General features: G+C 73.9%; 14 protein-coding genes. 1 reads left to right on the forward strand and 13 read right to left on the reverse strand.

What is annotated here, in order from left to right:
• Positions 1–70: 70 nt before the first annotated feature.
• Both tsf and rpsB read right to left on the reverse strand, forming a co-directional pair.
• A complete protein-coding gene (tsf, locus tag HOQ23_RS01980) occupies positions 71–883 on the reverse strand; it encodes a translation elongation factor Ts (RefSeq protein ID WP_172211328.1) in 813 nt (270 codons plus the stop codon).
• Positions 884–1,015: 132 nt separating this feature from the next.
• Positions 1,016–1,948, reverse strand: coding sequence for a 30S ribosomal protein S2 (gene rpsB, locus HOQ23_RS01985; RefSeq protein WP_172211330.1), 933 nt, complete (start codon positions 1,946–1,948; stop codon positions 1,016–1,018).
• A gap of 420 nt (positions 1,949–2,368) precedes the next feature.
• Here rpsB and HOQ23_RS01990 point away from each other — a divergent pair, with 420 nt between their 5' ends.
• A complete protein-coding gene (locus tag HOQ23_RS01990) occupies positions 2,369–3,040 on the forward strand; it encodes a peptidoglycan DD-metalloendopeptidase family protein (RefSeq protein WP_367650326.1) in 672 nt (223 codons plus the stop codon).
• On the opposite strand, the gene HOQ23_RS01995 is transcribed toward HOQ23_RS01990, so the two are convergent.
• The 11 genes from HOQ23_RS01995 to trmD form a co-directional block, all read right to left on the reverse strand.
• Positions 3,013–3,909, reverse strand: coding sequence for a tyrosine recombinase XerC (locus HOQ23_RS01995; protein ID WP_253945108.1), 897 nt, complete (start codon positions 3,907–3,909; stop codon positions 3,013–3,015). The genes HOQ23_RS01990 and HOQ23_RS01995 overlap by 28 nt on opposite strands.
• Positions 3,910–4,017: 108 nt before the next feature.
• Entirely contained in the window at positions 4,018–5,154 is a 1,137-nt protein-coding gene (gene dprA / locus HOQ23_RS02000) for a DNA-processing protein DprA (RefSeq protein WP_172211336.1), read from the reverse strand.
• Positions 5,151–6,761, reverse strand: coding sequence for a YifB family Mg chelatase-like AAA ATPase (locus HOQ23_RS02005; RefSeq protein WP_172211338.1), 1,611 nt, complete (start codon positions 6,759–6,761; stop codon positions 5,151–5,153). The genes dprA and HOQ23_RS02005 overlap by 4 nt, the downstream gene beginning before the upstream one ends.
• Positions 6,761–7,129, reverse strand: a complete 369-nt coding sequence (locus HOQ23_RS02010) for a YraN family protein (RefSeq protein ID WP_172211340.1) — start codon at positions 7,127–7,129, stop codon at positions 6,761–6,763. Before HOQ23_RS02010 ends, HOQ23_RS02005 begins: the two co-directional genes overlap by 1 nt.
• 208 nt (positions 7,130–7,337) lie before the next feature.
• Entirely contained in the window at positions 7,338–9,032 is a 1,695-nt protein-coding gene (locus HOQ23_RS02015) for a pilus assembly protein TadG-related protein (RefSeq protein WP_172211342.1), read from the reverse strand.
• The gene (locus HOQ23_RS02020) at positions 9,032–9,466 is read right to left on the reverse strand and encodes a TadE/TadG family type IV pilus assembly protein (RefSeq protein ID WP_172211344.1); all 435 of its coding nucleotides are present in this window, start codon (positions 9,464–9,466) and stop codon (positions 9,032–9,034) included. The genes HOQ23_RS02015 and HOQ23_RS02020 overlap by 1 nt, the downstream gene beginning before the upstream one ends.
• Positions 9,467–9,595: 129 nt before the next feature.
• Positions 9,596–9,904: a DUF2469 domain-containing protein gene (locus tag HOQ23_RS02025; protein ID WP_172211346.1), complete on the reverse strand. Its 309-nt coding sequence runs from the start codon at positions 9,902–9,904 to the stop codon at positions 9,596–9,598.
• A complete protein-coding gene (locus HOQ23_RS02030) occupies positions 9,901–10,638 on the reverse strand; it encodes a ribonuclease HII (protein ID WP_172211348.1) in 738 nt (245 codons plus the stop codon). The genes HOQ23_RS02025 and HOQ23_RS02030 overlap by 4 nt, the downstream gene beginning before the upstream one ends.
• Entirely contained in the window at positions 10,635–11,390 is a 756-nt protein-coding gene (gene lepB, locus HOQ23_RS02035) for a signal peptidase I (protein ID WP_367650327.1), read from the reverse strand. Before lepB ends, HOQ23_RS02030 begins: the two co-directional genes overlap by 4 nt.
• 44 nt (positions 11,391–11,434) lie before the next feature.
• Positions 11,435–11,785: a 50S ribosomal protein L19 gene (rplS, locus tag HOQ23_RS02040; RefSeq protein WP_172211350.1), complete on the reverse strand. Its 351-nt coding sequence runs from the start codon at positions 11,783–11,785 to the stop codon at positions 11,435–11,437.
• Positions 11,786–11,986: 201 nt separating this feature from the next.
• A complete protein-coding gene (gene trmD, locus HOQ23_RS02045) occupies positions 11,987–13,153 on the reverse strand; it encodes a tRNA (guanosine(37)-N1)-methyltransferase TrmD (RefSeq protein WP_172211352.1) in 1,167 nt (388 codons plus the stop codon).
• Positions 13,154–13,158: the final 5 nt, after the last annotated feature.

Genomic DNA, 13,158 nt, shown 5'->3' on the forward strand with positions numbered 1-13,158 from the left:
CGCTGATCCTCGTGTGTGGGGGATCAAGCGGGACCGGCCTCCTTGTGATGTCTGGGTGAAACCTAGTGGATCAGGCCCCGACCTCGAAACGGGCGAAGCGGGTCAGCTCGGTGCCGGAGTCCGCCAGCACCGCCTGGACCGACTTCTTGCTCTCCACGACGGAGGGCTGCTCCAGCAGGACGACGTCCTTGAAGAAGCCGTTGAGGCGACCCTCGGTGATCTTGGCGATCGCCTGCTCGGGCTTGCCCTCCTCGCGCGAGGTGGCCTCGGCGATCTCGCGCTCCTTGGCCACCACGTCCGCGGGGACCTCGTCACGGCTGAGGTACTTCGGACGCATCGCGGCGACCTGCATGGCGGCGGCGCGCGCGGCGGCCTCGTCACCGGTGTACTCGATGATGACGCCGACGGCCGGCGGCAGGTCCGCGGCGCGACGGTGCATGTAGGTGACGACGTTGCCGTCGAAGTACGCCACGCGGCCGAGCTCGATCTTCTCGCCGATGGAGACGGCCAGGTCGTTGACGACCTCGCCGACGGTCTTGCCGTTGAGCGGGGCGGCCTTGAGCGCCTCGGCGTCACCGATCTTGGACTCGTTCGCGACGGCGGCGATCTGGTCGGCGGCGGCGATGAACGCGTCGTTCTTGGCGACGAAGTCGGTCTCGCAGTTGAGCTCGACGAGGGCACCACCGGCGGTGGCGACCAGGCCGGCGGACGCCTCGCGCTCGGCGGCGCGCTCGGCCATCTTCTTGCCGCCCTTGATGCGCAGGATCTCGACGGCCTTCTCGAAGTCGCCCTCGGCCTCGGTCAGCGCCTTCTTGCAGTCCATCATGCCGGCGCCGGAGAGCTCACGGAGCTTCTTGACGTCGGCCGCGGAGATGTTAGCCATGGTGCTTCTTCCCTCTGTGTCGTCTGGTGGGGAGTCGGTACGGCTCGGCAACCGGATGGGCCCCGCGAGCCGGGCCACACGCGCAGCGGACCGCGGGCCGTCGGCCCGCGGTCGCTGCGTCGTAGGGCTTGATCAGGCCTTCGCCTCGTCGGCGACCTCGGTTGCCTCGGCACCCTCGGTGGCGGGGGCGGCGGCCTCGGCGACCTCAGCGGCCTCGGCACCCTCGGAGGACGCGCCGGTCGCCTCGGAGGCCGGGGCCTCGGTGGCGTCGGTGGCGGTCTCGGCGGCCTTCTCGGCGTCACCGGTCAGGAGCTCGCGCTCCCACTCGGCGAGCGGCTCGGCCGGCGTGGCGGTCTCGCCCTCGGCCTTGCCACCGGAGCGGGAGATGAGGCCCTCGGCGACGGCGTCGGCGACGACGCGGGTCAGCAGACCGACGGCGCGGATCGCGTCGTCGTTGCCCGGGATCGGGAAGTCGACCTCGTCGGGGTCGCAGTTGGTGTCCAGGATGCCGATGATCGGGATCCGGAGCTTGCGAGCCTCCTCGACGGCGAGGTGCTCCTTCTTGGTGTCGACGATCCACACGGCGGACGGGACGCGGCCCATCTCGCGGATGCCGCCCAGGGTCTTGTCGAGCTTGTCGCGCTCCCGCTTCATCTGCAGGAGCTCCTTCTTCGTGCGGCCCGAGCCGGCGACGTTGTCGAAGTCGACGTCGTCAAGCTCCTTGAGGCGGTTGATCCGCTGGTGCACGGTCTGGAAGTTGGTGAGCATGCCGCCCAGCCAGCGCTGGTTGACGTAGGGCATGCCGACGCGGGTCGCCTGCTCGGCGATCGCCTCCTGCGCCTGCTTCTTGGTGCCGACGAACATGATCGTCCCGCCCTTGGCCACGGTCTCCTTGATGAAGGCGTAGCTGCGGTCGATGTAGGCCAGCGACTGCTGCAGGTCGATGATGTAGATGCCGTTGCGCTCGGTCATGATGAAGCGCTTCATCTTCGGGTTCCAGCGACGCGTCTGGTGTCCGAAGTGGACGCCGCTCTCGAGGAGCTGGCGCATGGTCACGACTGCCATGGTGATTCTCTCCTGTGTGGGCCCGCCGCCGACGTGTGCGCCCTTCACCTGTTCGCGCAGGAGGGCTCACCGACGAGGGGTCCGGTAGTTTTCAGTTGCGTGCGATCCGGCGGGTGCCGTTCGCCCTGACGCCGGCGCGAGGTCCGACCCGGATGCCCGGGACCGAGGACCGCCGCCCACGGGTGGTCGGGCCCTGGAGCAGGTCCCGTCGTGGTCAGCCGACGTGCGAAGTCAATCCGTGTGAGGTCACACCGATTGCGGCGCCCAGCCTACGCGAGAACCGGGGCACCCCGCGAATCCGAGCCACCGGGCCTCCACAGCCCGGCTCGGCGGCCGTCCGCTCCCCCGCGCGGACGTCGCCGCGCCCGTCTCAGCGGTGGCCGCGCGAGCCTGTGGACCATGGTCGCGTATGGACGTGTCGTGGGGCTCGTGGTGGGTCCGCTGCTGGGCGCGCTGCTCGGATCGCCGGTGGGGGTGACCGTGGGGGTGCCGCCCGCGGCGGCCTCCCCCGCACCGGACCCGGTGGGCGTGTGGCCGCTGGTCCCCGAGCCCGCCGTGGTCGCCCACTTCGACCCGCCGGCCGAGCCGTGGGGCCCCGGCCACCGCGGGGTCGACCTGCTCGGCACGCCCGGCGCGCGGGTGCGGGCCGCGCTGCCCGGGACGGTGTCCTTCGCCGGTCGGCTGGCCGGGCGCGGCGTGGTCGTCGTGAGGCACGGCGCCACACGCACGACGTACGAACCGGTGACGGCGGGGGTCGAGGTCGGCGCGCCGGTGCCGGCCGGCGGCCCGCTCGGGACCCTCGAGACCGCCGGGTCGCACTGCGCACCGCAGGCCTGCCTGCACTGGGGCTGGATCGAGGGCGCCGAGACCTACCTCGACCCGCTGCGCCTGGTGGGCGGCGGGCCGGTCCGGCTGCTCCCGCTGGACGCGCCGGCCGGTACGCCGCCGCGCGCTGCGGCGCCTCTGCGTCCGGTCGCCCCGGGTCCGGCGCCCCGCGCGGCCGTCGCCGTGCCAGCCCTGGCGGGCGCGGAGCCGGGCTGGCGGCCGCTCGCGACCCGCGCGGCTCAGGCCCGCGGGTGCGCCTGCTGGTAGGCGCTCCGCAGCCGCTCGCTGCTCACGTGGGTGTAGAGCTGGGTGGTCGCGAGGGACGCGTGGCCGAGCAGCTCCTGCACCGAGCGCAGGTCGGCCCCGCCCTCGATCAGGTGGGTGGCCGCGCTGTGCCGCAGCCCGTGCGGGCCGATGTCGGGGGCACCGGGCACCGCGCCGATCCGGCGGTGCACGAGCGTGCGGACCGCGCGCTGGTCGATGCGCCCGCCCCGGACGCCGAGGAACAGCGCCGGCCCGGAGTGGTCCTGGGCGAGGAGCGGCCGGCCCTGACGCAGCCAGAAGCGCAGGGCACGGGCGGCCGGGCGCCCGAACGGCACGGAGCGCTCCTTGCGGCCCTTGCCCAGGACCCGGACCAGCTGGCGGTCGTGGTCGAGGTCGTCGACGTCGAGGCCGACGAGCTCGCCGACCCGGATCCCCGTCGCGTAGAGCAGCTCGAGCATCGCCACGTCGCGCAGCCCGACCGGGCCGTCGTCGGCGAGGTCGGTGGCGGCCGCGATGAGGTCGCTGGCCTCGTCGGTGCGCAGCACCGCGGGCAGGGTGCGGTGCGCCTTGGGCGAGCCCAGGCTGGACCCGACGTCCGTGGCCAGGCGCCCGGTGCGCGCCAGCCAGGCGGTGAAGACCCGGGCGGCGGTGGCGCGGCGCCCGATCGTGGTGCGCGAGCGGCCCAGGGTCTGCTGCTTGGCCAGCCAGCTGCGCAGGGTGCGCAGGTCCAGCTCGGCCACGTCGGTCTGGCCCAGGCGCGAGGCGTGCTCCAGCAGGCCGGCGACGTCGCCGAGGTAGGCGCGCACGGTGTGCGGGGTCAGGTCGCGCTCGGAGACCAGGTGGCGCTCGTATTCGCCGAGCACCCGGGCCATCGGCTCGGGCAGCTCCTCGTCCCCCGCGGCGGGACCGGGCTGAGCGGACGGTGCAGGCGTCCCGGTGCCGTCGTCGGTCATGGCCCGAGTCTAGGAAGGCGGGACGGCTCAGTCGTGAGCGAGGGCGGCGAGCCGCCAGCCGTCCTCGTCGCGCTCGACGTAGCCGCCGCGCTCCAGGCCGGCCAGCGCCGTCTGCACCTCCAGCAGGGCGATCCCCGCCGTGCGCGCCACCGAGTCGACCGGGGCGCCCTGCGCCAGCGGCACCGCGTCGAGCACCTGCTGCTGGCGACGGGTGAGCCGGTCGCGGGCACGCTCGCGGGCGCGCGGGACCTGCACCAGGTGCTCCCCCACCGCGCCCAGCACGTCGAGCACGTCTGCGCCCGAGGTGACCAGGGTGGCGGCTCCGGAGCGCACCAGCTCGTGCACGCCCTGGGAGGACGCGCTGGTGACCGGGCCGGGCACGCCCATCAGGTGCCGGTTGAGCCGCGAGGTCCAGGTCGCGGTGTTGAGGGCGCCGCTGCGCACCGCCGCCTCCACGACCACCGTCCCCTCGGCCAGGGCGGCGATCAGCCGGTTGCGGCTGAGGAACCGGATCCGGGTCGGCGCGCACCCCGGCGGCGCCTCCGAGACGACCGCGCCCTCCGCGGCCAGGAACTCCAGCATCGCGCGGTGCGCCACCGGATAGACCCGGTCGGCCCCGCAGGCCAGCACCGCGACGCTCGGCCCCTCGGCGGACACCGCCCCGCGGTGGGCGGCGTGGTCGATGCCGTACGCCGCGCCGGAGACGACGGCGTACCCCTCCCGGCCGGCGATCGCCGCGATCTCCGCCGCGACGGCGGTGCCGTAGGTCGTCGCCGAGCGCGACCCGACGACGGCGACCGGGTGGCGCAGCTCGTGAAGGCGCAGCGGGCCGCGCACCCAGAGCCCCACGGGTACGCCGCCGCGTCGGTGCAGTGGCTCGACCGCGGCGAGGTCGTCGAGCTGCGTCGGCCACTCCTCGTCGCCCGGGATCACGAACCGGAGCCCGAGGTGGTCGGCCCGCTCGAGCTCCGCGACCGGGTCGCAGGCCGCGAGCCGGGTCGCGACGTCGTCCTGGAGGCCGTCGCTGCCGCGCCCCTCGAGCAGTCGGTCGCGCAGCACCACCGGGCCGAGCTGGGCGACCAGGCTGCTCAGCCGTGGCTCCCCCGGCTCGCTGAGCCGCGACAGCGCGGCCCGGGCCAGGCGCTCCTCCTCGTGCCCGCTCATCCGGCGCGCACCTCGATCACGTCGAGCGCGAGGGGCTCGCCGAGCCGCAGCTGCAGCGCGGCGGCGACGTCCTCGACGCCGGGTCCCGGGCCGGGTCGCACCACGCCGTTGCGCACGGCGGCGAGGTCCATGACGCTCAGCGCGAGCCGGTGCACCCGCACCGCGCCGCGCGCGGTCAGCCGGCCGGCGTAGATCCGGTCGTCGACCAGCCGCTGCCCGGCCGCGTCGAGAGGCCACGACTCGCGCAGCACCGCGCCGGGGACGTGGGCGTTGAGGCGCCACGCGAGGCCGGCGTACCGCTCGGCCTGGCGTCGCCGCGCGGCGTGCACCCGGCGCCGGATCACCGCGGAGGACTCGCGCACCGCGAAGCGGTGGTCGTCGTGGGGGCTGAACGCCGGCACGTGGCGCACGATGTCGACGCGGTCGGCGACCGGACCGGTCACCTTGGCCCGGTAGTCGCGGCGGCGCACCTCGGGGCACTGGCAGCGGTTGGTGCGGGCGCTGGCGGTGTACTCCCCGCACGGGCAGGGGTTGCATGCCAGCACCACGATGCCGCGCGCCGGGAGCCGGACCTGCTCGTCGGTGCGGGCGATCACGATGTCGCCGCTCTCCAGGGGCTGGCGCAGCGCCTCGATGACGTCGCTGCGAAACAGCGGGAACTCGTCGAGGAACAGGACCCCGCCGTGGGCCAGGCTGACCGCGCCGGGGCGCACCTGTCCCGACCCGCCGCCCACGATGCTGGTCTTGCTGGCGTCGTGGTGCGGGGCCGAGAACGGCGGCCGCACGAGCATCCCGTGATCGGGATCGAGGGTGCCGGCCAGGGAGTGAAGCGCGGTGAGCTCGAGGGACTCGTCGGGCTCGAGGTCGGGCAGCACCGAGGGCAGCCGCTCGGCGATGCTGGTCTTGCCCGCTCCCTTCGGCCCCGACAGCATCAGGTGGTGCCCGCCTGCGGCGGCCACCTCGAGGGCGTAGCGGGTGTCCTCCAGGCCCATCAGGTCGGCCATGTCGACCTCCTCCATGCGGGTCTCCCCGCGCCAGGCCAGCAGCCGCGATCCCGAGGACGTCACCACCGGCGGCGCCTCGGGGACCTCCTCCCCGCGCAGCTCGGCCACCACCTGGGCCAGCGAGCGCATGCCCAGCACCGAGGTGCCGGGCACCATCGCCGCCTCCTGGGCCTGGGGCTCGGGCACGAACACCCGGCGCAGCCCGCGCGCGGATCCGGCCAGCACCATCGGCAGCACCCCCTGCACCGGGCGCAGGGCCCCGTCCAGGGACAGCTCGCCGATGAACAGCGCGTCCTCCAGCGCCCGCGGGGGGACGCACCCGTCGGCCGCCAGCAGCGAGATCGCGATCGCAAGATCGAAGTGGGTGCCGGACTTGTGGAGGTCGGCGGGCGAGAGCAGGATCGTGATCCGCTTCGTCGCCGGCCAGGGCAGCGAGGAGTTGATGATCGCCATCCGCACCCGGTCGCGGGACTCGTTGAGCGAGACGTCTGGGCGCCCGACCATCGTGGTGCCCACCTGACCGGGCGAGACATCGCTCTGCACGTCGATCACGTGCCCCAGGGCGCCGCGCAGCGAGACCGTGCGCGCGGTGGCGAACGGCATCAGCCGATCCCGGGGACGTGCTCGACCACCGAGGCGCCCTTGCGCGGGCGCAGCACCGCGACCAGGTCGACGCGGATGTCCACCGGCCCGAGGCCGCGCGCCTGGCGCCAGCGCTCCCCCAGCCGCTGGAGGCGGGCGAGCTTGACCTCGTCGACCGCCTCGTGGGGCGTGCCGCGCTCGCTGCTGGAGCGGGTCTTGACCTCGCACACCACCAGCACCGGCCCGTCGCGGAGCACCAGGTCGATCTCGCCGGCGTCGCAGCGCCAGTTGCGGTCGAGCAGGACCATGCCCCGCTGGGTGAGGTGGCGCACCGCCAGGGTCTCGCCGTACTGCCCGAGGGCAAGGTTGCGGGCTGCTGTCGTCGTCATGGGCTGACCTCCTGCGGTCAGCCTCCGGCCTCGGGCACGGCGCCGGGCGGGACCCGGTCTCGGGCTGTGGACGCCACCCGTCGTCGGCGACCCTGTGGACGCCAGGTGGCCCGCCTCGCACCACAAACCCCGACTCGCCGCACCACAAACGCCGACTCGCCGCACCACAAGCGCCGACTCGCCGCGCCACAAGGGCCGACTCGGCGGGTCAGCCGCGCAGGACGGGGACGCCGCAGTCCGGGGTGGGCGCCAGGTGGATGCGGCCGCCGGCGACCTCGAGGCCGAGGGAGCGCAGGAGCGGGGTCAGCACCGTGGTGTTCAACCTCGCGAGCAGCCAGTTGACCGTCTCGGTGAGCAGCCGGTCGACCAGCCACGAGGTGGCGATCCCGATCGGGATCCCGAGCGCGGTGAGCTGCGCGGTGGTGATCGAGACCTGACCCACCGGCAGCCCGTCGCCCTGGCCGACGAGGCCGGGCGTCTCGAAGCTGCCGGGCGCCCAGGGGACGGACACCGAGGTCGACGCGCCGGCCGGGGTGACCTTGATGCTGAGCGGCGCGCTGATCAGGTCGGGCACGACGTTCGCCGGGTCCCAGGTCGCCACCCGGAGGCGGACGGCGAGGTCGAGGTCGAGGAGGCCGTGCACGGCGTCGAAGCGCACGCTGCGTCCGCCGGCCCCGCACACCACGTCGCGCAGTCGCGCACGCACCGGTGTCAGGTCGAGCGACAGGTCGAGGTTCAGCGCCACGGTGGTCCCGGCGATCTTCACCACGACCTCCTCGCTGCCCGGGGCGAGGTTCCCCACCCTGAGCTGGACCTGGGAGCTGTACCCCTCGACGCGGTCCACGGTCCCGCAGTAGAGGACCGGGCGCTGGCCCACGCCCAGCGAGACCGGCAGGTCGACGGTCACCCCGAGGACCCCGAGGGTGTTCAGGAAGCCGCCGAGGCGCCCGAGGAGATCGGCGCTGGAGAACCCGAGACCCGCGTCCAGACCGAGCAGGTTCGTGCCGTTGGCCAGGAACAGCGAGGCGGCGACGAGGTCGAGGAGGTTCACCTCGGCGTCGAGCGCCGAGCGGCCCGCGGTGTCGATCTCCACCAGGCTGGCGAGGGTGAGGTCGAGGTGCGGCAGGTTGACCTGGGCGAGGCGCTGGAGCAGGTCGATCTCGGCGACCCGCCCGGTGTCGCGCCGCAGGACGTCGGCGGTGGCGAGGAACAGGCGCGACAAGGTGACCTCGGTGCCCAGCAGGCTGTCCCAGTCCAGTGCGTCGACGTCGAGCCCGAGGCCGTCGGCGCCGAACAGGTCCAGCAGCCGTACGTCGACCGCGGCCAGGCCCTGCAGGTCGAGCACGCTCAGGTCGACCTGTCCGCCCAGGAGCGCCAGCAGCGGGCGCAGCACCGCCGACTCGTTCGAGCTCAGCCCGGCGGCGTAGGAACCGACCCGGAAGCACGAGGCCTTCTCCGCGGAGGCCACCGCCGCCCGGCTCGCGCGACCCGAACCGCCGGCGATCGCGAAGTCGACGGCGCCGTCGGCGCGCACGCGCACCGCGTTCGGGACCTCCTCGGCGCCGACCGGCACGAACCCGCCCGTCGGGGAGACGCGACCGAGCTCGTAGCTCAGCTCGGCCGGGTCCCCCAGGACGTCGTCGTTGCGGGACAGCGTGGCGGCGAGCACCGGGTCGAGGCTGGTGCCGTACTCCGAGCGGGCGCGCCCGTCGAGCTCGCGCGCGAGGTCGATCGCGGCGACGTCGGCGAGCGCCTGCAGGTCGCGGCGCACGACGCGCTGCATCCCGAGGTCCACCGCGAAGGCCGCGACCAGCAGGCACAGCGCCACGACGACCGCGACCAGCACGAGGACCGCGCCCCGCTCCTCGCGCCTCTCCCGGTCCCGGCCGAGATGGCCGGCCATCAGCTGACCCGGGCCACGGCGGTGTAGGAGAGCCGGTCGGGCAGGACCAGCCCGAGCCCCGGGAAGGACGGCAGCAGCGGGTCCGCCTCGTAGTCGTAGCTCAGCGTCACGGTGACGCACAGCGGCTCCGCCTCGGCGCCGCAGCGCTGCGGCGCGGACACCTCGCAGGTCATCGCCGCGCTGGCGCAGGTGACGCCGTAGCTGTCCAGCGAGCCGTCGATCACGGCGAGCGCGTCGGCGCCCCCGGTGTTGGCGTCGACCTCGACGGCGACCGCGCGCGCCCCCTCCGAGGCGCCCTGGGACAGCGCCTGGCGGAAGCTGAGCAGGTAGCCGTAGCTGATGACCGCGAACACCAGCAGGAGCAGCAACGGCACGACGAGCGCGAACTCGACCGCCGCCGCGCCGCGCTCGGAGCGCGCACGGGACCGGGGCATCGGCACACCTTCGACCGGAGGGAGGCGGACGGTCCGAGGCCGCCACCTGCGGCTTGCGAACCGCTCCCGGACCCTAGGACAGCCGCCTCGCGCCTGGCAGCACCCGCGCCGCGAGATGGCCCGAACGGGCTACTGCTTGGGCGGATCGATGTCCGAAGGGCTGAGCTCCTCGACGTTGACGTCCTTGAAGGTCAGCACCTTGACGTTCTTCGCGAAGCGGGCGGGGCGATACATGTCCCACACCCAGGCGTCGGTCATCGAGACCTCGAAGAAGACCTCGCCGGCCTCGGTGCGCGCCTTCACGTCGACCTGGTTGCACAGGTAGAAGCGGCGGTCGGTCTCCACGACGTACTTGAAGATGCCGACGACGTCGCGGTACTCGCGATAGAGGGTGAGCTCCATCTCGGCCTCGTAGCGCTCGAGGTCCTCGGTGCTCATCGCGTCTCCTCCAGGGTCTGCCCCTCGCTCAGCCCAGCCAGGACCGACGGGGTCTCGCCATTGTGCCCCGGCGCGTCGACCTCGAGGCCCGCGGCCCGCCGGACGTTGACGAACCGCATCCGGTGAACCGGACAGGGGCCGTGCTCGCGCAGCGCCGCGGTGTGGGTGCGGGTGATGTAGCCCTTGTGGGTCTTGAAGTCGTACGCCGGGTACTCCGCGTCCAGCCCGGTCATCAGCCGGTCGCGGGTCACCTTGGCGATCACCGAGGCGGCCGCGACGCAGGCCGCGACCCGGTCTCCCTTCCAGATCGCCAGGTTGGGCACGCCGAGCCCGTCGACGGGGAACCCGTCGCTGAGCACGTACGACGGGGCGACGTCGAGCAGCGCGACCGCGCGGCGCAGCGCCTCGACGTTGGCGACGTGCATGCCGAGCCGGTCGCACTCCTCGTGCGAGACCACGACCACCGACCACGACTGCGCCCGGGCCACGACCTCCTCGTAGCAGCGCTCCCGGGCCCGCTCGGTGAGCAGCTTGGAGTCCGCGAGTCCCGGGATCACGCCGGCGCGCCCCGGCCGCAGCACGACCGCCCCGGCCACCAGCGGGCCCGCGCAGGCGCCGCGGCCGGCCTCGTCGACGCCGGCCACCGGGTCCAGACCGTGGCGGCGCAGCGCGCGCTCGTAGCCGTACATCCCGGCGTCGCGCCGCACGGTCACGCCGCGTGGCAGCACGCTCACGGCTCAGGCACCTCCAGGAACACCTCGGTGCCGCCGCCGAGGTCGAGACGGTCGAGCGGCCACACGACCGCCGCCAGCTTGCCGACGACCAGGTCGACGTCGACGTAGGGATCCGGCTCGCAGGCCGAGGCGGCGGGCGGGCAGAGCCAGTAGGAGGAGTCCGCGGACTCCGCGCGGTTGTCGCCCATGACGAAGACCTGCCCCTCGGGCACCGGCCCGGCGCTCCACTCGCAGCCCGGCTGCATCGGCCCGAAGCAGCCGGCGGCGTCGGGGCGGGCGTAGGGCTCGATGATGGTCTCGCCGTTCACCTGGAGGTGGCCCTCCTCGTCGCAGCACACGACCGTGTCGCCCGCGACGCCGATGACCCGCTTGACCAGGTGCCCGCCGGTGGGCTGGAGCCCCAGCCGGGCCAGGACGGCGGCCACCGCGCCGTCCGCCTCGGGCTCCGCGAGCCAGCCGCCCGGGTCGGCGAAGACGACCACGTCCCCGCGCTGCGGCGAGCCGAACCAGTACGACGCCTTCTCGACCAGGATCCGGTCGTCCTTGACCAGCCCGGGCTCCATCGACTCCGAGGGGATGTAGAACGGCTGGAGCAGGAAGGTCTTGACGAGGGCGGCGGCCACCAGCGCGACCACGGCCACGACCAGCAGCTCCTGCCACCAGCGCATCCGGCGCCAGCGAGACGACGAGGACCGCGAGTCCCCGGTCCCGGCCTGGTCGGCCGGTGGGGTCTCGCGGTCCTCGGTGGTCACGCGTCGATCCTAGGAACCGACCCTGAGGGTCGGCCCCGACGGGATCAGAACTCGCGGCGCTCCTTGATCTTGGCGGCCTTGCCGCGCAGGTTGCGCAGGTAGTACAGCTTCGCGCGACGCACGTCGCCGCGGGTCACGATCTCGATCTGCTCGAAGATCGGGGAGTGCAGCGGGAAGGTGCGCTCGACGCCGACGCCGAAGGAGACCTTGCGGACGGTGAAGGTGCGACCGATACCCGAGCCGTGCACGCGGATCACGACGCCCTGGAAGATCTGGACGCGCGAGCGGCTGCCCTCGATGACCTTGACGTGGACCTTGACGGTGTCGCCGGCGCGGAAGTCGGGGACGTCGTCGCGCTTCGCGGCGTTGCCGAGCTCGGCAAGGATGTTGGTCATGGTGGTTCTCCTCGCGTGTGCCACAGGTCAGACGCGGTCTCGGTGGTGCGGATCGGGTCGCGGCTCAGTGCACCGCGCGAGGCGGTACGGTGGTCGGTGGCGCTGGTCCCCCTGTGGCAGGATCCCCGCGCGGGCCCCCCGTGCGTTCCTCGGGGCTGCCCTTCGACCGACTGGCCGACGAGTCAGTCTGCCACAGCCCGCTCAGCGCCCGGAAATCCGCCTGCGGACCGGCTTGGTCATCACCACGGCGCCCGGCGGCGCCTCGAGGTCGTCGCGGACCCGGAACCCCGCCTTGCGGTACATCCGCTGGTTCTCCGCGCTGTGCACCCCGGTGAACAGGACGTACGACGTGGCGTCGGGGTGCGCGACGGCCTGGACGTGCTCGAGCAGGAGCCGCCCGAGGCCGCGCCCCTGCAGGTCCGGGGCGACCATCAGCCGCCCGATGTCCCACTGCGTGCTCTCGAGCCGGCCGCGCACGCCGCCGACCAGCCGGCCGCCGGAGCGCACGACGTAGGTGTCCCAACGGGCGAGGTCCGCGCGCACGTCGTCGAGCGACTCGTGCAGCGGCGGGATCGCCAGGGAGTCGTTGACCAGCGCCTCCTGCACCCAGCAGGCGCGCTGGAGGACGAGGATCTCGGCGGCGTCGCCCGGGGACGCCGCGACGATGTCCCACTCCCCCGCCGCGGCGCTGGCGTGCAGCAGGTCCGGGCGCCGCTCGGCGGTACGGCGTACCGCCTGCTCGTGGCGCCAGGTGGCGATCCGGCCGTGGTCGCCCGAGAGCAGCACCGGGGGCACCTCGTGCCCGCGCCACGCGGCCGGCTTGGTGTAGACGGGGTACTCCAGCAGCCCGTCCTCGTGGGACTCCTCCACCAGGGAGGCGGCGTTGCCCATGAACCCGGGCAGCAGGCGCACGACGGCCTCGGTGATCGCCAGCGCGGCGACCTCGCCGCCGTTGAGCACGTAGTCGCCGATCGAGATCTCGCGGACCTCGGTGCGGGTGCGGGCGTGGTCGAGGACGCGCTGGTCGATGCCCTCGTAGCGCCCGCACGCGAAGACCAGCCGCTCGCGGGTGGACAGCTCGCGTGCGGTCGCCTGGGTGAACGGCTCGCCCGAGGGCGTGGTCACCACCAGGGTCGCGCCGTCCAGGTCGAGCTCGTCGAAGGCCTCGCCCCACGGCTCGGGCTTCATCACCATGCCCGCGCCCCCGCCGTACGGCGTGTCGTCGACGGTGCGGTGCCGGTCGTGCGCCCAGGTGCGCAGGTCGTGCACGTGGATCTCGAGCAGGCCCGAGGCGACCGCCTTGCCCGGCAGCGAGAGCTGCAACGGGGCGAGGTAGTCGGGGAAGATCGTGAGGTAGTCCAGCCGCACGGCGG

It is taken from the genome of Nocardioides sp. zg-DK7169 (assembly GCF_013155365.1).
Taxonomy (GTDB): Bacteria; Actinomycetota; Actinomycetes; order Propionibacteriales; family Nocardioidaceae; genus Nocardioides.